At 68.0% G+C, this 21,000-nt stretch carries 15 protein-coding genes and 5 pseudogenes; 9 read left to right on the top strand and 11 right to left on the bottom strand.

Annotated elements, in window-relative coordinates:
* The first annotated feature begins 142 nt into the window (after positions 1-142).
* Positions 143-1,023, top strand: a protein-coding gene (locus BFF78_RS44330; RefSeq protein ID WP_107440901.1) for an IS5 family transposase whose coding sequence is annotated in 2 segments (ribosomal slippage) — positions 143-503 and positions 503-1,023 — 882 coding nt in all. Because the reading frame shifts where the segments join, the coding sequence is not laid out codon by codon here.
* Positions 1,024-1,038: 15 nt separating this feature from the next.
* On the opposite strand, the gene BFF78_RS41670 is transcribed toward BFF78_RS44330, so the two are convergent.
* Complete coding sequence (locus BFF78_RS41670) at positions 1,039-1,764, bottom strand: TetR/AcrR family transcriptional regulator (protein ID WP_069783209.1); 726 nt, start codon at positions 1,762-1,764, stop codon at positions 1,039-1,041.
* 136 nt (positions 1,765-1,900) lie between these two features.
* Here BFF78_RS41670 and BFF78_RS41665 point away from each other — a divergent pair, with 136 nt between their 5' ends.
* Positions 1,901-3,355 carry a serine hydrolase domain-containing protein gene (locus BFF78_RS41665; RefSeq protein WP_069783208.1) on the top strand — a complete coding sequence of 485 codons (1,455 nt, stop codon included), beginning with the start codon at positions 1,901-1,903 and terminating at the stop codon, positions 3,353-3,355.
* A gap of 59 nt (positions 3,356-3,414) precedes the next feature.
* Here the strand turns inward: BFF78_RS41665 and BFF78_RS41660 are convergent, their stop codons facing one another.
* Positions 3,415-4,761: an IS630 family transposase gene (locus BFF78_RS41660; protein ID WP_079161050.1), complete on the bottom strand. Its 1,347-nt coding sequence runs from the start codon at positions 4,759-4,761 to the stop codon at positions 3,415-3,417.
* 170 nt (positions 4,762-4,931) lie between these two features.
* On the bottom strand, positions 4,932-7,103 hold the full coding sequence (locus tag BFF78_RS41655) for a SpoIIE family protein phosphatase (RefSeq protein WP_069783207.1): 2,172 nt from the start codon (positions 7,101-7,103) through the stop codon (positions 4,932-4,934).
* Positions 7,104-7,424: 321 nt separating this feature from the next.
* On the opposite strand from BFF78_RS41655, the pseudogene BFF78_RS50550 reads away from it, so the two are divergent.
* Positions 7,425-7,512 (top strand): annotated as a pseudogene (locus BFF78_RS50550) (ISAzo13-like element transposase-related protein); the annotation flags it as partial.
* A gap of 383 nt (positions 7,513-7,895) precedes the next feature.
* Here BFF78_RS50550 and BFF78_RS41650 read toward each other — a convergent pair.
* The 4 genes from BFF78_RS41650 to BFF78_RS49865 all read right to left on the bottom strand — a co-directional run bounded on the left by BFF78_RS41650 (position 7,896) and on the right by BFF78_RS49865 (position 11,092).
* Complete coding sequence (locus BFF78_RS41650; protein WP_069783206.1) at positions 7,896-8,636, bottom strand: YqjF family protein; 741 nt, start codon at positions 8,634-8,636, stop codon at positions 7,896-7,898.
* Positions 8,637-9,083: 447 nt separating this feature from the next.
* Positions 9,084-9,437, bottom strand: a complete 354-nt coding sequence (locus tag BFF78_RS45825; RefSeq protein WP_159033159.1) for a class I SAM-dependent methyltransferase — start codon at positions 9,435-9,437, stop codon at positions 9,084-9,086.
* Between the two features lie 382 nt (positions 9,438-9,819).
* A complete protein-coding gene (locus tag BFF78_RS41645) occupies positions 9,820-10,782 on the bottom strand; it encodes a phosphotransferase family protein (RefSeq protein ID WP_069783205.1) in 963 nt (320 codons plus the stop codon).
* On the bottom strand, positions 10,766-11,092 hold the full coding sequence (locus BFF78_RS49865; RefSeq protein WP_335755393.1) for a Ku protein: 327 nt from the start codon (positions 11,090-11,092) through the stop codon (positions 10,766-10,768). The genes BFF78_RS41645 and BFF78_RS49865 overlap by 17 nt, the downstream gene beginning before the upstream one ends.
* Positions 11,093-11,130: 38 nt before the next feature.
* Between BFF78_RS49865 and BFF78_RS47125 the strand changes: the two genes are divergently transcribed.
* From BFF78_RS47125 to BFF78_RS41635, 3 genes and pseudogenes are all read left to right on the top strand, one after another.
* Entirely contained in the window at positions 11,131-11,298 is a 168-nt protein-coding gene (locus tag BFF78_RS47125; protein ID WP_165289346.1) for a hypothetical protein, read from the top strand.
* 85 nt (positions 11,299-11,383) lie between these two features.
* Positions 11,384-11,512, top strand: a pseudogene (locus BFF78_RS47120) (IS630 family transposase); the annotation flags it as partial.
* A 114-nt stretch (positions 11,513-11,626) separates the two neighbouring features.
* Positions 11,627-12,121: a DUF1003 domain-containing protein gene (locus BFF78_RS41635; protein ID WP_069783203.1), complete on the top strand. Its 495-nt coding sequence runs from the start codon at positions 11,627-11,629 to the stop codon at positions 12,119-12,121.
* 76 nt (positions 12,122-12,197) lie between these two features.
* Here the strand turns inward: BFF78_RS41635 and BFF78_RS50545 are convergent.
* Both BFF78_RS50545 and BFF78_RS41630 read right to left on the bottom strand, forming a co-directional pair.
* A pseudogene (locus BFF78_RS50545) lies at positions 12,198-12,325 on the bottom strand (helix-turn-helix domain-containing protein); the annotation flags it as partial.
* Positions 12,326-12,371: 46 nt separating this feature from the next.
* Positions 12,372-13,228 (bottom strand): IS5 family transposase gene (locus BFF78_RS41630; protein WP_418346781.1). Its coding sequence is split into 2 segments (ribosomal slippage): positions 12,372-12,832 and positions 12,832-13,228, totalling 858 coding nucleotides; the frame shifts between segments, so codons are not numbered across the junction.
* 151 nt (positions 13,229-13,379) lie between these two features.
* On the opposite strand from BFF78_RS41630, the gene BFF78_RS41625 reads away from it, so the two are divergent.
* Positions 13,380-14,576: an IS110 family RNA-guided transposase gene (locus BFF78_RS41625; RefSeq protein ID WP_069783202.1), complete on the top strand. Its 1,197-nt coding sequence runs from the start codon at positions 13,380-13,382 to the stop codon at positions 14,574-14,576.
* Between the two features lie 831 nt (positions 14,577-15,407).
* Positions 15,408-16,103, top strand: coding sequence for a glycerophosphodiester phosphodiesterase (locus BFF78_RS41620; RefSeq protein ID WP_069783201.1), 696 nt, complete (start codon positions 15,408-15,410; stop codon positions 16,101-16,103).
* Positions 16,104-18,723: 2,620 nt separating this feature from the next.
* Here the strand turns inward: BFF78_RS41620 and BFF78_RS44310 are convergent.
* Positions 18,724-19,043, bottom strand: a pseudogene (locus tag BFF78_RS44310) (transposase); the annotation flags it as partial.
* A 624-nt stretch (positions 19,044-19,667) separates the two neighbouring features.
* Between BFF78_RS44310 and BFF78_RS45135 the strand changes: the two are divergent.
* Positions 19,668-20,251: pseudogene (locus tag BFF78_RS45135) on the top strand (IS5 family transposase); the annotation flags it as partial.
* Positions 20,252-20,274: 23 nt separating this feature from the next.
* Here the strand turns inward: BFF78_RS45135 and BFF78_RS41615 are convergent.
* A complete protein-coding gene (locus BFF78_RS41615; RefSeq protein ID WP_069783200.1) occupies positions 20,275-20,862 on the bottom strand; it encodes a histidine phosphatase family protein in 588 nt (195 codons plus the stop codon).
* Positions 20,863-21,000: the final 138 nt, after the last annotated feature.

Below are 21,000 nucleotides of genomic sequence, written 5' to 3'. Positions count from 1 at the left end.
AACGGGCGCCGCCTCCCGTGGGGTCAGTGACGGTGTCCGCCGCCATCGCCTACACGTCGCTGATGTCCACGGCGACGTACCGCAACTAGGTTCTGTCCGGCGAATCATGTGACCTTTTGCCTAGTCGCTTGTTGGTTCGATCGTGGGTCGGGGGGATCTGACGAATCGCGAGTGGGCGTTACTGGAGCCGCATCTGCCTCCTCTGGGTGGCCGGGGCGGCCAGTGGAACGATCACCGCACCGTGATCAACGGAATCCTGTTCCGGATCCGCACCGGTGTCCCGTGGCGTGACCTGCCGGAACGCTACGGCTCGTGGAAAACCGTCTACGAACGGCATCGGCGCTGGTCGGCGGACGGCAGTTGGGAACGGATCCTGCAGTCGGTCCAGGCCGACGCCGACCTGGTGGGGCGGATCGACTGGTCGATGGTCGGCGTCGACTCGACGTCCTGCCGGGCCCATCAGCACGCGGCTGGCACGCGCAAGGCCAGGCCGCGGGTCCCGAAAAAAGGTCGACGCCCCGGCACCACCGCCCCGACGAGGGACTTGGACGGTCCCGGGGCGGCCTGACCTGCAAAATTCACCTCGCCAGCGAAGGCGGCTGCCGCCCCCTGGCTCTCCTGATAACGCCGGGCCAGTGGGGCGACGCCCCGCAGATGGTCGAGGTCCTAGACCGGATCCGGGTCCCCCGGCCGCTGGGCGGGCGACCCCGAACCCGGCCGGATCACGTCAGCGGTGACAAGGCATACAGCTCCCGCCGGAACCGCCGCTACCTGCGAAGACGCCACATCCGGCACACGATCCCGGAGCCGAAGGACCAGCGGGCCAACCGGCGGCGCAGAGGCCGGGAGGGCGGCAGGCCCGCCGGCTTCGACCGCGACCGCTACCGGCGCCGCAACGAGGTCGAGCGGACGATCAACCGACTCAAGAACTCCCGCGCAGTCGCGACCCGTTACGACAAGCGGGCCTACGTCTTTCACGGCACCGTGGCTGTAGCCGCGGTCCGGCTCTGGCTTCGCTCGTGACCCGTCGGACAGTCCTTAGGGCGTGAGTCGGGCCGTCAGGCCGTCGAGGACGCGCTCGAGCCCGTAGGTGAAGTTGTCATCGCGGATCCGCTGCGGGTGTACGTCCCGCTGTGCGGAGCTTCCCGCGCGCAGCCGCGGGTACTCCTGTGTGGCCTCGTCGAAGGCCGGTCGCAGGCCCGCCACCCATTCTTGCTCGGTCTTGCCGCTGCGGGCGATCAGCGAGAGGTACGCGGCCTCGGCGGTCGCGATCCCGATGACGTACGCCATGAGTGTGCTCATGGCCTGGTCCCTCTCGTCCGCGGGGAAGCCCGCCGCCTCGAACTGCGCGAGCAGCGCCGACGACATCCGCATAGCGTTCGGGCCGATGTGGACGAGGCCGACCTGGCTCAGTTCGGGGGCGATCCACGGGTGGCGCAGGGTCATCGCCCGCAGTTCGGTGGCGGTGTGCGTGACGGCCGCGCGCCACCGGGCGCCGTCGGCGGCTGTTGGTACATCCGGTTCGCCGTAGACGTCGTCCACGACCAGCTCGATCAGCTCGTCCTTGTTGGCCACGTGCCGGTACAGGGAGGTGGCCGCCGTGCCCAGGCGGGTGCCGAGCTTGCGCATGCTGAGTTCCTCGACGCCCTCCGCGTCCAGCAGGCGGATCGCTTCGGCGACGATCTGCTCGCGGGTCAGGTGTTCCCGCTGCCGGGGGCGCGGCCGGGTCCACACCGAGGCGGTCGGTTTCTCGTCGGCTGGCATGCAGCCCCTCGTCTCTGCTCGTCCCACGTCCATCGCCCCACACAGTAGCGCACACTGTACGCATCTTGCGTACAGCGTTACGTGATGCGTACAGTGTACGCATCGAGAACGCCGTACGCAACGGGTGGGAGCTGGCATGTCGAAGAACGTGAGCTGGGACGCGCAGGGCAACTGGGAGGCCAAGGGCGACTGGGGGACCAGGGACTCGGCGGGCAAGAAGCTGGACCTCGTCCACTGGCAGAACCGCCTCGACGCACTGCGCGCCAAGCACCACGTCCCGGCCGCGTCCCTCGCGGTCCTCGTGGACGGGACCGTCCACGAGCTGGCCAGCGGCATGCTCCACCGCGGCACGGGCGTGACGGCGACGACCGACTCGGTCTACCAGATGGGCTCGATCGCCAAGATCTACACCGCCACCCTGATCATGCGGCTCGTCGAATCGGGCCGACTGGACCTGGACGCACCGGTCGTGGACGTGCTGCCGGAGTTCTCGGTCGCCGACCCCCAGGCGACCAGGACGATCACCACACGCCAGTTGCTCAGCCACACAAGCGGTCTCACCTGTGACTTCACCTACGACAGCGGGCGCGGCGACGACTGCCTCGCCAAGTACGTCGAGGCCGCCAAGGACGTGGCGCTCGACTGCCCGCCCGGCACCGCGATCTCCTACAGCAGCATCGGATACAACGTGCTCGGCCGGATCATCGAGGTGGTCACGGGCCAGGTCTGGGACGAGGCCCTCAAGGACCTGCTCCTCACCCCGCTCGGCCTCACGCACACGATGACACTGCCCGAGGAGGCGCTGCGGTTCCGTGCAGCGATGGGACACCTCGGCGAGCCGGGCCAGGACCCGGACCCGGCGCCGTCCTGGGACCTGATGCCACGCTCGGCCGGCCCCTACGGCAGGGTCATCGCCACGGCCGGGGACCTCGCGCGCCTCGCGCGGATGCACCTCGCGGGCGGGGTGGCGGAGGACGGCACGCGCGTGCTGTCCGAGGAGAGTGTCGCGCTGATGCAGCGCCGCGTGGTCGACTGCCCCGACAAGTGGACCGTCAGCGCCGACGGTTGGGGCCTGGGCTGGACCCTGTACGACTGGAACGGCGTCCAGGGATACGGGCACGACGGCGCCTCCATCGGGCAGTACGGCTATCTGCGCGTGGTGCCGACGGCGGGCGTCGCAGTCGCGCTGCTCACCAACGGTGGCGGCGCGCGCGAACTGTACGCGGCGCTCTACCGTGAACTCCTCGCCGAGCTGGCCGGAGTGACGATGCCGGCGCCCTTCGTCCCGCCGGCCACACCGCCCGTGGTCGACTGGGCGCCGCTCGTCGGCACGTACCGGCGCGAGGGCGTGGTCATCACCGTGACCGAGCGGGACGGGGCGGGCCACGCGGTGTACGAGTTCGTCGACGGCATGAAGGACTTCTCCGAGCCCCTGGACATAGACCTGATACCGGTGACGGAGACGGTCTTCGCGGGTACCGGGGTGGGCGCGGCGTTCAGCGAGGACTACATGCCCGTGGTCTTCTCCACCCTGGAGGACGGCACAGCCTGCGTCTACGTCGGTATGCGCTGCGGCCCCAAGGTCGCCTAGGGCCTTCCGACCCTGATCCGCCGGACAGGCCCTAGTGTGATGCGCCTGAAATCGCAGGCTTAAGTCTCTCGCTGATTTTCGGTGGCTGGCGGAGTGAGCTTGGTGAGGTAGTCGGCGAGGGATTTGAGGATCTCGTCGGCGGTCTTGGTCCAGGTGAAGGGCCGGGGGTTCTCGTTCCATGAGTCGATCCAGGCCCTGATGTCCTCCTCCAGCGCCTTCACCGAGGTGTGGACGCCTCGGCGGATGAGCTTGTCGGTGAGCAGGCCGAACCACCGCTCGACCTGGTTGATCCAGGAAGAGCCGGTCGGAGTGAAGTGGACATGGAAGCGGGGGTGCTTGCCGAGCCAGGTCTTGATCTCGGGGGTGTTGTGGGTGGCGTAGTTGTCACACACCAGGTGCACATCGAGCCCGGCAGGAACCGCCTTGTCTATCGTGACCAGAAACTTCTTGAACTCGACGGCCCGGTGGCGGCGGTGCAGTTCACCGATGACAGTGCCGTCGGCGATGTTGAAGGCGGCGAACAGGCTGGTGATGCCGTGTCGCAGGTAGTCGTGGGTGCGCCGTTCGGGCATGCCCGGCATCATCGGCAGCACCGGCTGCGAGCGGTCCAGCGCCTGAATCTGGCTCTTCTCGTCCACGCACAACACCACGGCTTTCTCCGGCGGGTTGTGGTACAGGCCGACGACGTCGACGACCTTCGCGACGAACTGCGGGTCGGTGGAGAGCTTGAAGGCGTCCTGCAGGTGCGGCTTGAGGTCGAACTTCTTCCAGATCCGCCCGATGGTGGACTTCGACAGCCCGGTGCGGGCGGCCATGGAGGCCCGCGACCAGTGGGTGTCCTGGCCCGGGGCGGATTCCAGCGTCGCGACGACCACGTCCTCGACCTGGTCGAGCAGGATGGACGGCGGCCGGCCGGGCCGCGGCTCGTCGACCAGACCGTCCAGCCGCCGCTTGACGAACCGGGCCCGCCAGCGGTTCACCGACTGCTCGCTCACCCCGAGCTCGGCCGCCACCTGCTTGTTCGTCCCGCCCTCCGCGCACCGCAGCACGATCCTCGCGCGCAGAGCCAAAAACTGCGCGGTCTTCGCGCGCCTCGCCCAACGCGTCAGCTGAGCCCGTTCGTCATCACTGAGCACCAGCTCCGACTTGCGTCGGCCCGGCCGCGGCTCATCCGCAAGCCCGGCCATCCGCCGGGCAGCAAACCGCGAGCGCCACTTCCTCACCGTGTCCGCGGTTACCTTGAACTCCGCCGCCACACGCGTATTCGGCTTCCCATCCGCACACGCCAAGACGATGCGTGCCCGCTCGGCGAGACGGGGCGCCACTGCCCCGCCCGCCCAGCGCAACAACTCGGCGCGCTCCTCATCGGACAGCACAACTTCGACGGCACGAGGACCCCGAGACATGAAAACAGGCTACAGACTTAAGCCTGCGATTTCAGGCGCATCACACTAGACCGGGTACCGGCCGCTTCCGCGGCGACACTTCGAACTGCCCACCCCCAGCCACGGCGCAGAAACCACAGGCCACCGGGTGCGTCTCGATGCGACGCTCACCTATGCGCCTGTCGTGACCATCAGCTGGCGGTGATCACCAGTGCGGCCTGGTCGTCGAGGGTGGCATTGCCTGCGAACGCGGTGACTGCGGCGGTGATGGACTCGACGACGGCAGCGGCTGTGGGCGTCGTGGTCCGGACGGCGACGAGCGCGTCGGACAAGCGCTCCTCGCCAAAAAGCTCGCCGCCGGCGGAACGGGCCTCGGTGATGCCGTCGGTGACCAGGACGAGGCTGTCACCGGGGTGCAGGTCGATGCGGCACGGGCAGAAGCCGGGATCCGGACCGATGCCCAACAGCAGGCCCGGTTGCGTGAGTTCTACGACCGTGCCGTCGGCGCGGCGCACGAGCGGCGGTACGTGCCCTGCCCGGATCAGGTTGAGCGTGAGGTGGGACGCGGTGTGCCGCAGCTCGCCGTAGACGAGCGAAACGAACTGGTCGTCATCTGTGGTGTTCTCCGTCAACGCGTCGTTGATGGCGGTGACCACGGCCGCCGGTTCGTTGAGGAGGCGGGCGGCGGCGCGTGCGGTGTGGCGGACCATTCCGGTGGTGGTGGCTGCCAGCGCGCCGCGTCCGGAAACGTCGCCGATCATGAGTGCCCAGCGGTCGGCGGACAGCGGGAAGACGTCGTAGAAGTCGCCGCCGGCCTCAAGGCCCTCACCCGCCGGATGGTACGAGGCCGCCAGGGTGGCGCCGGAAATCCTGGGCAACTCGGGAGGCAACAGGCCTGCCTGAAGATCGTGGGAAAGCCGGACGCGGTCAGTGAACTGATGGGCGTTGTCGGCACTCGAAGCGGCCCGGCGGGCGAGTTCCTGGGCCAGGGCGACCTTGCGTTCGTCCAGGGGCAGGTCGGTGGCCAGGAGGGTCAGCGCTCCGAAGGTGCGGCCCCTGGTGGCCAGCGGCACGCACACGTAATCCCTGACGCCGAGCTGCGTGCGCGGGCCGCTCGCGTGGGCGGACTCGGTGGTGCCGGAGGCAAGCACGCGGGCGACAGCGGCGTCCACCTCGTCGCACAGGGCGGGGGAAGAGAGGAGTTCCTCCCCCTCCCGGGTCGACGCTGCGATGGCGACGCGCTGGGTCTGGCCCCGCTCGGACACGTGGACAGCGCACAGCGGCGCCAGGGACGGAACGGTCAGCCGGGCCATGCTCTGGAGGCTGTCCGCATAGTGTGTCTCGCCGGTGACGGCGGTGCTGGCCTCCAACAGGAAGGCCAGATCCTCCCGGGCGGCCTTCTCGCGTTCCTGGGCGGCGCGGCTTGCCTCCACCGCGGCGTGGCGTTCGATGGCCAGCGCGGCTATGCGGGCGAAGGAGGCACTGAGAGCCACGTCCTTGTCCGTCGGAGCCTTGGGCGTGCGGTGGTACATCGCGAAGGTGCCCAGCAGCCGGCCGTCCGCGTCCTGGATGGGTGTGGACCAGCACGCCGCGACCCCGGCCCTGAGCGCCAGGTCGCGGTAGTCCTTCCACAGGGGATCGGTGGCGATGTCCGTGACGATCACCGGTTCGCGTCGAAAGGCGGTCGTGCCGCAAGAGCCGATGCCCTCCGCGATGGGTGCCCCGTCGACCGCCTCGTTGTAGAAGTCGGGCAGGCGTGGGCCGGTGCCGTGCCGCAGGCGCTGTCCGTCGGGATCGACGAGCAGCACCGAGACGAGCATGTCCGGGGAGAGCTCCTCGATCGCGGTGGCCATGCCACGGAGGATCTTGTCCAGCGGGGCGTCACGCGCGATCTGCTCCAGCAGCGCGCGCTGCTCGGCGGCCAGGAGGTGCGCGTGGTGGTACGCGGTGGTCTCGACCGCGATCACCACGACCCCGTCGATCCGGCCCGCGGCGTCCCGGCGGGGCTCGTAGGTGAAGTCGAAGAACCCTTCCCGCTGCCTGCCCGGGCTGCCGAGCAGAAGTCGCCCGTCCCGGGCCCTGTACGCCACGCCGGTGCGGTAGACCGCATCGAGCCGGTCGAGGACGCCCTGCGGAGCCAGTTCCGGAATCACCTCTCCGACCGGCTGGCCGAGGCGCTCGCGATCGCACCCGAGGGTTTCGAAGAATGCCGAGTTCGCCGCTTCCAGCAGGTGTCTCGGGCCGCAGAGCGCAGCAAAGATCACCGGAGCCTGCCCGAACAGGTCCGCGTACTCCTCGATCCGCCGGTCGACGGAGATCGAGTGGGCCGTCACCGCACTGCGGGGACGGAAATATGTGGACATGACAGGCTGCCCTCTCCTGCCTCGTCCGCGCGCTGACCGCGTCGTCCCGATGCATCCACTCTGACACATGTCTCCGCTGTTGCCAGACGGGAGCCAGGCCGACCGTGGTGGCACATCCGGGCTCTCTCGGGGCAGCACCCTCGTATTCGGCGGCTTCGCCGCAGATACTGGCTGGTAAGTGTCATGGGTGGTCACGACACGGCACCCTTCGCCGTGGAAATCCGGTCCGCTGCCGGTGGCGGGCGGTGGGTCGGCACGACTGCCCGTGCGCCGCCCGCATGCTGATCACCGGCACCGGGGCGGCGGCTGCCATACCCGAGACACATCTCGATGAACTGGCGTGGCAGACCGCTGACCAGCCATGACGTCGACGGTGAACACTATCGCGGCGGCCACCACCCACACCGGTTGAGAGTCTATGAGCGCGCTTTCGCGCTACGGGCGATGTGGGCGTGGTCGGAGCGCGTCCTTGCGGCCGTTGTCCGTGGACGGGTGAGGGCGCCACAGTGGTGATGTTCCTTGCCGATGTCCACTCCGGCCCAGATCTGGGGCGGGGGTCACCTCGGCCAGTTCGCCGTCACACACGGGTGCCACAGACGACCTTGCCGACGTTGTCGTACACAGCGATCGAGTCGCGTATCCCAATTATCGGTCGAGCCGTCGCGGAGCTCCGGGCGGCCAAGTTCTTCGAGCCATCAAGCGGCGACAAGCTCACAGCCATACCCAGAACCCCGGGGTCCGCCGACCTTACGAAGGACCAGCTCAGACCGACGCTTGGAAGGCAGGACGAGCTCAGGACGCAGCTGGGAGGGGATCCGGCCGGCGGACGGGGCGGCCAAGGCGCACCGGGACACCCGGTGAGTACAGGACGCTGACCGGGGCGGTGCTCGGCGCGGGCAGGCCGGCCTCGGTGAGCAGGTTCTCCTCGCATGTGATCAGCTCGGCGCGGTGCAGGGGCCAGCGCGGGTGGTGGTTGGGCAGGTACGCCACCCCGCCGGCGAAGGAGTTGTGCATGCCCCAGCGGGCGGTGAGGAATTGCTCCAACTCGGTGGGTTCGTCGATGCGTTCACCTGCGCGTACCGTGATGCGGCTGTACGCGCCGCGCCCGCTCGACCAGCGGCGCGAGCTGGTATAGGAAATGGTGTCACCGGCGGCACGCACCGCCATTCGGGACCAAAGGTAGGGAAGGCGGAAGCCCATCCGCCCCATCACCACGGGGATCAGGCGCGAGGCGTCCATCGAGCGGAAGACGACACCACGGCGGCCGTGCGCGTCCACCGAGTACAGACGGACGTTGGTCTCCGGGAACGAACCCAGATAGGGCACACCGGGCAGCCGGAACCAGCCGACCTTGTGCATGCGAAAGGCGACCAGACCGACGTAAGTGCTTCCATCGTGGACGTCGGGTACGGTCCCGGTCGGCAACAGCTCTGCCACCGCGGCCGGTTCGACGGCCCAGTGGATGAACGTCAAATCCAGCCACTGCTGAGTGAGCAGCGGGAAGCGTATGCCGGCAGGAGCGTCCAGCGACATGGCCCTGTCAAGGTAACGGGGAGCCTCAGGGGCGGGCTTCTGCACCACTTCAGCATGCCAGGCCACTGGCCGCTACCGGTAGACCGATCCAACTGGTCGGAGACTTCAGGCGGTCCGGGCTGGTACGGGGTGAGCGTTCGGCCCGGTCGTACGGTAGTGGCATGGGCCGGGACAGAGGTGTCCGGCCGAACTGGTCGTGGTCACCGCCCGTGTGAGGCCGCGGCTGTGCCGGGGAGCCGGTGGCCGCCCTCACGAAGATCTGAATCGATCAAGTCACCTGCAACGAAACAGGGCTTCATCCGCTCCTGGGGCGCGAGCCGCTCCACCTTCCCGGAGGGCTCGGCGAGCTGGTCGAGCAGCTCGCGACATCCCGTCGTCCGCGCGGCAGCGTAGGGGACAGCGGCTCCAGCCCCTGGCTGTTCCCCGGCCGGCACCCTGAGCAGCACCTCAGCGCCGCGACGACCAGGAACCGCCCGCAGGAGCTACGCGGCCACGGTGGCCCAACGCTGCCTGCAGGACCGTGGCCGGAACGCCAGCGCCGCAGCCAAGTTCAAGCACATTGGCTCCGGGAGTAAGCCGTTTCGACAGCTCCGCGATGAAGCGGGCCCGCGGATCATCTTGGCTCCCCTCGCCGAACTCGGCGAGATACCGCTGGGCCATCGCGTCGTATCCAGCCTCGACCAGCGTCTTCGGATTGTCAGTCACGGGCAGGCAAGCTATGCCGAACGAAAGGGCCACGCCACCGGTTTCCAGGCCGAGCCGGCGCTGCAGCCGCGACGGCCGCAGCTCACCTTGGCACATCAGCGTGCGGCCAGCGGGGGTTCATGCCGCCCGAAGAAGTGGTTCTGTCCGGATCCTCACCGGCCGGCACGCCAGTTCCGTCGTCGGCGGGGAGAGGCCGGCTTCGTTCGCGTTCAGGGACAGCGTTTGTTGATGAGTTTCAGCAGCAGTTGGTGATCCTCTCCGCTGCGGATGTTCACGAGAAACGACGGCAGTGGGCTGTCGGCGGAGACGTCAGATTCGGTCTTCGGCACTTTACGTGATGCCGGACCCGGCGCCGGCGGGCACAGTGGGATGCGTTGGTAGCAAGGCGTCGAAGCCAGCTGGCCTGGATGATGGCGTTTGTGAGTGGAAGGCCGGGCCCCCACTCGGACGCCAGGCCCGCGCCCCGCACGGCCTCGGCTCAGCCCAGCGCGTCCATCAGGGCGGTGACATAGGCCTCCAGCCGCTCCTCCACGGCTCGCGTCGTCAGCTCTGTCCTTCCTGCCTCCCGCCATGCCTGCGCCACCAACCGCACTTCTTCTGAGCACGCCAGTCCGTCCCGCACCCGCCAGTACAGCCGCTCGCTCGCGGCCGCGGCCAGCACCCCGCCGGCCTCCTCATACGCCCCGGCGAACCGCTGACCCCACGCCGGGCCGTGCAGCAGCGCGAGATTCGTGGAGCAGTGCGCCACATCGAGATCCGCCGGGCCCCAGGAAGTAGCCGCCCAGTCGACGACGCCGGTGATCCGCGCACCCGCTGACCTTGAAGGCAGCACGTCGAACAGCACATTGCCGGGTTGGAAATCCCGGTGCAGGAACCGCCCTTCATAAGGCGGTGCGGGCTCGCGGATCACGTCGATCGCCCCGGCCCATGCCGACGCGTCGGCACCCTTCGGAACCACGACGGTGTCGGCGGTTGTCCACGCCACATACTCCCGGGGCCGCTCGGCGGGTCGCAACGCGTGGATCGCCACAAGTTGACGGGCCAGCAGAGGGACGCGCGTCTCCAATCCCTCATCGTCGAGGACCGTCCGCCCCGCCAGATGTGTCATCAGGAGCGACGGATACTCGCACTGCGCGGCGGTCGGATCAACCGCGACGAGTGCAGGAGCCGGCACGTCGGTCCCCGCCAGCAGTGTCAGGGCGCCAGCCTCCCTTTTCAGCCAGTCCTCGGCGCGCTCCACGTAGAACGGGTCGACGAAGCTCCGCAGCACCAGGTCACGGGCCCCTCCGTCCCGCGTGCCGATCGTCAGCCTCCACATTTCCGCAGTGATACCGCCATGCAGCGCCTCGGTCCTGACGACCCGTTCGCCGCCCTCCAGATGCCGGCTCACCCAAGCCAGTGCCAACGGTCGGACGGACCCCGCCTCATCGTGGTTGATCACCGTGCCACCTCATCATCCGGACGCCAGCACGCGCAAAACCTTTCAGCGGCATGACCAGCACTTTTTCCCGAGACCATCTTGATGCTGGCGGGTCATGCACCCAGGTGCTGTCAAAACTCGTGAACGAGCCGCCCCCATTGCACAACGTCTGATATCCGCCCCTGCCAGTAGCGGCGACCTGCCCGTCGGCGGCGAGGTAGTACGCGGCGTCCATGCGGATCGGGTCGACGTCCTCCAGCGGCACGAAGACATCGATCTCGATCGCCTTCGCCGTCCGCGGCAGGTTGCTCAGCTCCTCGTCCGTGATCAGGATGCCGCGGTCACGGGTCAGGTCGTACCCCGTGCCGATTGCATCTGGGCGAACTGAACGGGCTGTTCACCGCCTGGGGGGAGACGGTCTATCACCGCACCGCCGCGTCGCCCTCGGGCACCGTACGGGGGCGGGTCGTCGCGGAGGGCGCCGTAGGTCATGCCGCCCGAGGCGGGGACCGGCAGGTACGGCTCGGGGAACGCTAGCCACAGCCACACCCCGAACGGCAGCGGCACCGGGCATGCCGGGCCGGCCGGGGTGCAGGTCTCCCCCGCTTGCGGATGGGCCGGCAACCCCAACACTCACCTGGCCGCAGGCATGGGCCGCTACATCGCCGCTCGCGACTGGCTCACCGTCTACCAGCTGACGTCCTACGCGCCCGACCTCAATACGGTCGAAGGCATCTGGTCGATCCTGCGGATCACACCTTCGGACGAGCGGCCAGGCTTCCTTTCGGGGTACTTTTGATGCGTTCGCGTCAACATATCCAAGGCGTTCGTTCGCGTCGGCCGTCCCGGCGAGCAGTATGTACCCATGAGCACGCACCATGACGGTCCAGCCGGCCCATCACGGCGCCCGGTGATCCGGTTGCCGCACGAACGGGAAATCTTCGCCCGCCAGCGGGGTCTGCAAGACCACATCGCGGACCGGATCACCGCGTTCGCCGGCTCGATGATGTTCGTCTATGTGCACATCGCCTGGTTCGCCGGCTGGGTCCTGATCAACGAGGGCCTGTTCGGGCAGTCCGCGGTGTTCGACCCCTTTCCTTTCGGACTGCTCACCATGATCGTCAGCCTGGAGGCGATTTTCCTTTCGACGTTCGTCATGATCAGTCAGAACCGGCAGGCCGCTCGGGACAACATCCGTGCAGACCTCGCTTTCGAGACCACCGTGCGCTCCGAGATGTGGTCCGTCCACATCGGGCGCGCCCTCGGGCTCGACCCCGAGGAAGTCGAGCAGCAGGTGCGGCAGTCCATCGCCCAGAGCCGGGAACGGATGGACGATCAGGCGAGGCATTCCAACGGCTGACGGCGCGTGCGCCGACGGGCGGATCCGGGCCGCCCGGAAAGCAGGGGGATGGCTGGAGCTCAACGCCCAACAGCGGCTTCGAGGCCAGGGCCCCCGGCACACCAGTCGACCAGGCCTTCCGCCACCGCTGCACCGAGCGCATACCGACCCGCAGGTCACTGCGATGACCGCGCTCCCCTCCCCGTGCGCGAACCGGTCGACTGCTTCCCAGCGCGGCCGCTCCCGAAGCGCCACGCATTTAGACGTCATCTCATTTGGTGAGTCGGCGGTAGCAGATGAGGGTGCAGGCGATGCTGGTGAAGGCCAGGAAGTGGCTGGCTTTGCGTTCGTAGCGGCGGTGCAGTCGGCGGTATCCGGCGAGCCAGGCCCTGGTCCGTTCGATCGTCCAGCGGTGACGGCCGAGCCGCTCGGAAGACTCGATGCCTTTACGGGCGATGCGGTGCCGGATGCCGCGTGTGCGTAACCATCGGCGCAGGTGGTTGTAGTCGTAGCCCTTGTCGGCGTGCAGCTTGGCCGGACGTCGCCGGCGCGGTCCGCGACGGGAGCGGATGGGCGGGATTCCCCGCACGAGCGGTTCGAGTGCCTGGCTGTCGTGCAGATTCGCGCCGGAGATCCCTACAGAAAGGGGCAGTCCGGTGCGCTCGGTGATCAAGTGGATCTTCGAGCCGTACTTGCCGCGGTCGACAGGATTCGGACCCGTCGGTTCCCCCTTTTCAGGGCCCGCATGTTCACGGAGTCGATCGCGCAGCGCGACCAGTCCAGCTCTCCGCGAGAGCCGAGCTCGTCGAGTACCAGGCGGTGCAGCTTCGCCCATACCCGGGCCTTCGACCACTCGGCGAATCGCCGGTGGGCCGTCGCTCCCGAGGGCCCGAACGACGCAGACGGCAACTGCTGCCACGTGCAGCCCGACGTGGCCACGAACACGATCGCGGCCAGCACTTCCCGGTCGCCGTGACGGCGCCGGCCGCCACCCTGCGGACGAGTCGGCGCCTCCGGCACCACCCGCTGGAACAACTCCCACAACTCATCCGGCTCTACCTTCTTCCTGGGTCTGCCCCAGCCACTCGTAGGGTTGTGGCGCCCAGGGGAGCCGGGTGTGGCTCTCATCCGGCTGCCGCGCATGGCTTTTGGTGCTTGGCCGCCCGACTCCCCACGACGACTCGGCCGCCGATTGGGAAATGCGAACAGGTCGCTGTGTAGAGCAATGCCGGCGAGGTCGTCCGTGGTACGCACTGCACGCACGACGAGCTGGAGCACGATGAGCCGGATATGGGCCGGGACCGACTGCGGCAAGACCCACCACCACTGCCTGGTCCTGGACAGTGAAGGCGACACGCTGCTGTCGCGACGGGTGGCCAACGACGAGCCGGAGCTGCTGAAGCTCCTCGGTGACGTCCTGGACCTTGCCGACGGCCGTGCCGTCACCTGGGCCCTGGACATGACCGGCGGCGAGCCAGCGCTACTGATCGCGCTACTGGTCAACCACGGCCAGGAGCTGGTTTATATCCCCGGCATCGCGGTCAACCGGGCCTCGGACAGCTATCGAGGCCAGGGCAAGACCGACGCCCGGGACGCCCGCGTCATCGCCGATCAGGCCCGGATGCGGCGTGACCTCCTGCCGATCCGCCCTGACGATGACGCCACCGTGGAACTGCGGCTGCTGACCGATCGCCGCGTCGACCTGGTCGCCGAACGCACCCGCACCATTAACAGGCTCAGGTCACTGCTTACCAGCATGTTCCCAGCCCTGGAACGGGCTCTCGACCTGGGGACCAGCGGAGCGCTGATGCTCCTGACGGGCTACCAGACCCCGGCCGCGATCCGGCGCACCGGCCAGCGCCGGATGACCACCTGGCTGCGCAACCGCAAGGTCCGCGGATCCGAAGCACTTGCGACGAAGGCTGTGGAGGCCGCCGAGCGGCAGCACACCGCCGTCGCGGGTGAAACGGCCATTGCGAAGATGGTGCTCACCTTCACGAAGGAGGTGATGGCCCTCAGCGAGAAGATCTCTGAGACGGACAAGCTCATTGAGGGCCGGTTTCGCGAGCACGAACTCGCCGAGGTGATCCAGTCCCTGCCCGGCATCGGCACGGTGCTCGGCGCCGAGTTCCTCGTCGCCGTCGGCGGCAGCCTGGATGCGTTCGCCAGTCCTGATCGCCTCGCTGCCTTCGCGGGAGTGACCCCTGCACCGCGCGACTCGGGCAAGATCAGCGGGAATCTCCACCGTCCTCAGCGCTACCACCGACGCCTCCAACGGGTCTTCTACACGTCGGCGTTGGTGAGCGTCCAGTTCGACCCCAACTCGCGCCAGTTCTACGACCGCAAGCGCGCCGAAGGCAAACGGCACACCCAGGCCGTGCTCGCCCTCGCCCGCCGGCGCGTCAACGTTCTGTGGGCCTTGATCCGTGACCGACGGTGCTATCAAGTCGCACTACCTGTCGCTGCGACGGCTTGACTTCAGCATTGGGAAGCACCAGCCGCTCAACGATCCCCACACCGAGACCCTACCGAACACACCAAATGAGATGGCTTCTTAAGGTCAGTCACTGCGCAGCCACCCGTCTGATCCGCACAGCATGGTCCAGGGGCCCACTGGCGTTCGGCGCGCCGGCGGCGAAGCCCCCGGGTGTACTCGGCTCGTTCACGCTGCGTGGAAGGCGCACTGCCGTCGGGACGGGCGCAGGAACGCTGGGGCTGCAGATGTCGCCGCTCGGCGGCCTGGCGGTCGCCGAGTTCCTGTCACCGCGCGATGCGTGCCCGGGTGATCCGCTTGGTGCGCTCCAGCGGCCAGCATGGTGAGTTTCAACTCGTCGCGCTCAAGCCTTTCCCGGAGAATGCGGATGCCGAGCAGGGCGGCCAGGACTTCGGCTTCCGTGGCGTCGGGGTGCAAGAGGCCCTCGTCCCGCCGGCAGACGCGGTCGTAGTTGCGGGCAATGTCGATCAAGCGGCCCGGGGAGGCGCTGTCGGGTTGAGGGAGCCGCCGGGGCCCTGTTGTCTTCTCGGTCAGGAACGCCCACGCCTGTGCACGGTTGCTTGGTCGATCTGTGCCCGGTCACAGCACTGATTTCTACGCCGCCAGGCCGCCCGTCCGGCTCCGGCGGCGGCGAGCAGGGTGAGCGCGAACAGCAACGGAGCGTTGTGCATTGGGGCGCGGTCGAGGCGGGCCGAGCACGCGGCAGGACGGGCCCAGTAGGCTTGGGCGTCCGACGGGCGGGCCCGCCGCCCGGCCGGGGGGTACGGCCCTCGTACGGCTGCCCCGGACACCACACCCAAGGACGGCAACCGAGTGTCTTTCTTCATCATCGGCCACCGCGGTGTCATGGCCGCCGAGCCGGAGAACACCCTGCGCTCCTTCCTGCGGGCCGAACGCGAGGGGCTGGACGGCATCGAACTGGACCTGCACCTGAGCAAGGACGGCCAGCTGGTCGTCATGCACGATGAGACCCTGGACCGCACGACGGACGGCGCCGGTCCGATCGCCGACCAGGAGTTGCGGAAGCTCAAGGAGCTAGACGCCGGCCTCGGCGAGCGCATTCCCACGTTCGGGGAGGTGCTGGACGCCGTCGGACCGACGCTGCCGATCCAGGCGGAGATCAAGGACGTGGCCGCCGCCCGGTCGCTGGCCAAGGTGCTCTCCGACCGCGATCTGCTGGACCGGGTCTCGGTGCTGTCGTTCCACGACGTGGCACTGATCGAGATCCACAACCTGCTGCCGCAGGCCCGCACCGTGCTGGTGGCAGGCCCCAGCGCGCACCGCGACACCTTCGTCGGCCGCGCTCAGAAGGTCGGTTCGACCCTGGTCAGCGTGGAGTTGCGCCAGCTGAACCGGGCCATCGTGGAGAAGTGCGGCGCCGCCGGCATCGACGTGATGGCCTGGACCGTCAACGACGAGCACGACCTGGCGCTGGCCCGGACGCTCGGCTTGGTGGGCTGTGTGACCGACGAGCCCGGCATGAAGCGGCTGGTCGAGGCCACGGCCTGACTCGCCCGCTGACCCGGCATGGCACCGCGCCACCCCCGGTGAACAGCCTCCGGGCCGACGTCTCGCCGTATCGGTCGATGTGGTCCAACACGATCTGGTGGCCGTGGGCGGCGCGGGTGCGCCAGTCGATGACCTCCTCGTGGGTCGGGCCTCGAGGACGAGCTCCTGCTCCTGGTCGACGTCGGCGGTGGCCGGGGCGGGCGCGGCACAACCAGTAGCAGCAAAGGGGGACACGGCAGCCCGTGCTGCGTCCCAACCATCTGGCCTGCACACATACGGCTGCGGCCCGTCAGCAGACCGGGTGTTGCGGGCCGCAGCTGTTCCAACGAGCGAGTTCAGCAGGCGTCCGGGGCGACGCCCTGCGTATGCGCGAGAGCTAACGGAACCCGTTCGATCGTGTCCACGCGCTCGGTCATCGACCGCTCCCCCGGCGCGCCGACAGCCTCGGCGGGGAGCCCTATCCTGACAGGATCCGCACCTCGGGAAGCCACCCCCGGCAGATCGGGCACTCGACACTCGGTCCTGATTGCAGCTGAGCAGTTCGACGATCTGCGGCTGATTGCGAGCTTGGGCCGGGACGTGGAACTCGGGGGCGCGCAGGATGGCGCCCGCGGTAGCGGGGTAGGTGACCGTCACCGAATCGGCCAGCGGGTCGAACATGATTCGGGTGGCCAACGCCGTGGGCTGGAAGATCAAGGGACGCCTTTCGAGGGACTCTTCGGCCTCGACGATGGTGTTCAGGCGCAGTCTCTGACCGTCCCAGCGGATCGACGGATGCAAGGAGTTCAGCATGTCGTCGATGCCGCCGATCGCGGCATGGACTCGTGCCCTGGCTGATGCGATGGCGACGGCCGAGGTAATCCTTCGACGGTAGGGGTCCAGGGCCGTGGCGCGAAAGCTGGTGAGGATGTGGTTCAGCGTGCTCACCGCACCCGAGTGGCCATCGGCAAGCGCGCGGGTGAACGGAGGCAAGGCGCCGGATCGAGCCAGGTCCCGCAGATGAGCGGTAGCTGGTGGGGACTCAGGGTCGATCCCTGACGGTCTTGCATGGGCGACCTGATCGAAGAACGCCGGAATGTACAGGTTCGTGTACAGGTCGAACAGTCTGCTGTTGTTGAGGTTCCAGCCGCGGGTGACCTCCAGCCGCCACCCCGCCGGACTCCGGTTAGAGGTCCGGCCGGCCAGTTGAGCCCCACCCATCGCGAGTTCGCAACCGAAGTCAGGCGCGTCGGCGACCTGTAATCGCTCCCTCGCCCGGAAGCTGGCAGCTGGAGTCGCCACCGCGGGCCTTGCCGCCGCCACGCCCGCCAGTGCGACCGTCTACAACGTCTCCTGCCCGAGCGGCGGAGTCACCATCTACAGCTACAACGCACCGCCTTACTGCTACGACTGGGACGGCACATCCGGCGGCAACAACAACATCGGCTGGATGGACCTGCCGAACAGCAAGAAGATCTGCCCGGGGTCTACACCGGCTATGTCCTGGACGTCGCCCAGCACCCTTACTACTTCACCAAGGGAGGCCCGTGCACAACCACGGGTGGAGCGCACCTCCAGTACATCCTCTTCCAGAGCTAGGACTCCGCGCGCCTGTCAGAGGCGTCTGGCAGTATCGGGCCGGCCCGACTCCCCTGTGTTGGAGCCGGACCGGCCCGTCGCGCTCGGCCGTGGGCCGACGCCGGTTTCCTCAGCCAGGTCAGGGATGGCTCCCGTCCGTGCGAGACGCCTGGTCATGAAGGTGATGGCGGCCCAGGTGACGTGGCGGGGATGCTTCTCCGGCCGGCCGCCCTTGCTGGTCTCGCAGGCCGGGGGTGGGCAACGGTCCTTCGGGCAGGGCTCATTCGGCGTTCGTGGTGTGCCGGGGAGGCTTGACCCACTTGTCGCCCGGGTGGGCGGCGGCGTGAGGGGCGACAGTACTGGTGATGCACCGCCGGAACTCGGTCAGCTCCTCCCTGACCACAGCCCGTTCATATGCCTCCAGCACGACGGGTGAGGGCGCAGTGCTCCTACCCTGCGCTATTCAGCGTCCTGACGCCGGCGAGGTAGTCCGGCCCAGCTCTCGATCCGATCATGCGAGCGCGAGTACGATGCAAGAGCCTCATCTCAAGGCAGGGCCGGGGCCTATGGACGCGTGGAATGACGTTGGCCCAGCTCTAGGGGGAGCCTACGTCGTCCGCGTAGGTTCCGGCCCAATGAGATGAGGTGCAGGAATGGTCGCTACGGAGTCTGGCCAGGTGAGATCTGGTCGGTTACGTAAGGCAGCTTCACGGGTTGCGGTCGCCTTGGGCGTGAAAGCCCTCTGGGCTGTGATGGTGAAGGTGCTTGACCATTACGGAGTTGATCTCTAACTCCGTGTGAGGCGGAAGCGGTCTACAACCCAGAACGTAGGTCCGGCGGGCATCCCCCTTCCTGCCGGGCAGCAAGTTCGTCTGGGGAAGCGATTTTGCTTCTGCCTCACTTCCTGCCTCCCCCCCCCTTCCCGCCCTCTAGAACTCGTCCGCGACAGAGATCCGAGGTCCTATTCCCGCCCTGGCAGGCGGCGACGTATCCGCTCAGCTGTCCTGCGCGTACTGGGCCCAGGCGTGTGCGGTGTTGGGGTGGATGCCGAACAGGTCGCTGACGACGATGAGTGGCAGGCACACCGAGACCAGTCCAACTCGCCGCGCGCGGCGAGCTCGTCCCGCACCAGTCGATGGTGCTTGGCCCACACCCGGGCCACACTCCACTCGTTGAACCGTCGGTGCGCGGTCGGACCCGACGGGCTGAAAGCCGTCTGCAGTTGGCGCCATGTACAGCCCATCGCGGCCACGAAGATGACGGCCGCCAGTACCTGCCTGTCCCCGTACCTGCGCCGGCCTCCACCCTGAGGCCGAATCGGAGCGGCTGGTACCACCGCTGGAACATCTTCCATAAATCATCCGGAACCAGCCGCTCCACCATCGCCACCACGACCGCCAGGCCTAGTTATCGAGCCAGTTGAGACGCGCCTCTGGAGGGCGCGGAACGGGAGTGGAAATGACCAGCGGCCGTTACCGGTCCAGTAACCTGATTTGCCAGGCCGGTGCGACCGAAGCAGAGGAGCAGGCGGAACGCTGCGCAGAATCACTGGGTTGGCCGTGTCGTGGTGAGATCCCAGCCGATCGTGACCGGGGCATTCCCTATGAGGTGCAGTGGACGGCCGGATCCGGACTCATCCTGCACTTCCTGGTTGACGACGTTTCGGGTAGTGCCGCTATGTGTGTCTCAGGTGACTCTCGCGATGCCTCCGAAGCAGCGATGGGTCTCGTGAAGAGCCGGATCCCGTTCATCTCCTTCGAGGGCTTGCTGAACGCGGTCGATACGGCAGCCGGTTCCACTTCGATGCCTTCTGTTCGGCACCGACTCGATCTTGCAGGAGGCTGCGATCTGGGCTGCTTCCTATGCATCTTGGCCCGAATTCCGTGCCCTGAAAACTGGACTGCATCATCAACATCGCGACAGGCCTCCGCCGCGACGTCCGCGACCCACGGCGGCCACTCAGTCTCCCCGGTTCTCACGTAGTCACAAAAGCGACGCCACGCGACTATGCCGCAGCCCTGCCAGCGGATGGTTCCTTCGGCACCTGTCCGCCCGCAGGGCGGAGGCGTCATTCGGCACAGGGACCGGGAAGTACTGGCGGCGATCGTGTTCGTCGCTACGTCTGGATGCACTTGGCAGGAGATGCCGACTGCGTCGTTCGGCCCATCCGGCAAGTGCGGGTCGAAGATCCATTTGATCACCGACCAGAACTGTCAGCCCCTGTCTGTGGGCATTTCCGCGGCCAACACCCACGACAGCCAGGCGCTCGTCCCGCTGGTCAGCGGCATACCGCCCATCCGCTCCCCCGCCGTGGGCCACGGCGTCGCCGACCAGGCAAGCTCCACGGCGACAAGGGTTACGACTACGACCATCTGCGGCGCTGGTTACGCAACCGAGGCATCACGCCGCGCATCGCCCGCAAGGGTGCGGACTGAAGCCAGCGACTCGGTCGGCATTACTAGGTCATCGAACGCACCGTCTCCTGGCTCGCCGGATGCCGCCGACCGCGCCGTCGCTACGAACGCAAGGCCGACCGCTTCCTTGCCTTCGCCGGCATCGCCGCGGCTCTCATCTGCTGGCGGGGCCTCTCACTGCGGTCGTGCGGCAGCTGCCATCACGGGACGTTCCAGGCGGAGATGAACGGTTGCCCGTCCTCAGTGGCCAGGAAACTCAGCGTTCCGGGATGCGGGTGGCCCAGTAGTCGGCCGGCCGACGCATGCAGGCCCAGCCACCGCACGGTGAGCACGCGCGCCAGGTGACCGTGAGCGACCACCGCGACGTCGCCATCGTTCAGCAGCGGCCGAATCCGGTCCAGCACCGCGTCCGTGCGCGCGACCACCTGCTCGAGCCGCTCGCCGGGATGGTCAGCGTCGCCGGGAATGACGCCGTCCCGCCACAGGTCCCAGCCCGGCCGCCCCTTCCGGATCTGCGCCGCGGTCAGGCCCTCATAGCCGCCGTAATCCCACTCGGCCAGGTCGGGATCGGGCCTGACGCCGGCCAATCCCGCCAGCTCGGCCGTCCGCATGGCGCGGCTCAGCGGACTGCTGAACACGCCGGCCAGCGGGCGTCGGGCCAACCTCGGAGCGAGTGCCTTGGCCGATGCCTCACCTGCGCCAGTCAGCGGAACATCAGTGCGCCCCGCATGCTGGCCCGACAGGCTCCACTCGGTCTGGCCGTGCCTGATCAATATCAGCTCCCCCATGAGCGAGCACGCTATCTGATCATGCGACACGGTGGGCCCGATTGCCCGTCTTCGTTCCCGCCATCTACTGCCACCAACAGGATCATTCCCATACAACTACAGGACCGCAGGCCAACCACCCGAACAAACAAACCGAAC

The sequence above is a fragment of the Streptomyces fodineus genome (genome assembly GCF_001735805.1).
In the GTDB taxonomy this organism is placed as follows: Bacteria; Actinomycetota; Actinomycetes; order Streptomycetales; family Streptomycetaceae; genus Streptomyces; species Streptomyces fodineus.
The sequence above is the reverse complement of the archived record's forward strand: the minus strand, read 5'-3'. Positions and strand labels throughout refer to the sequence as shown.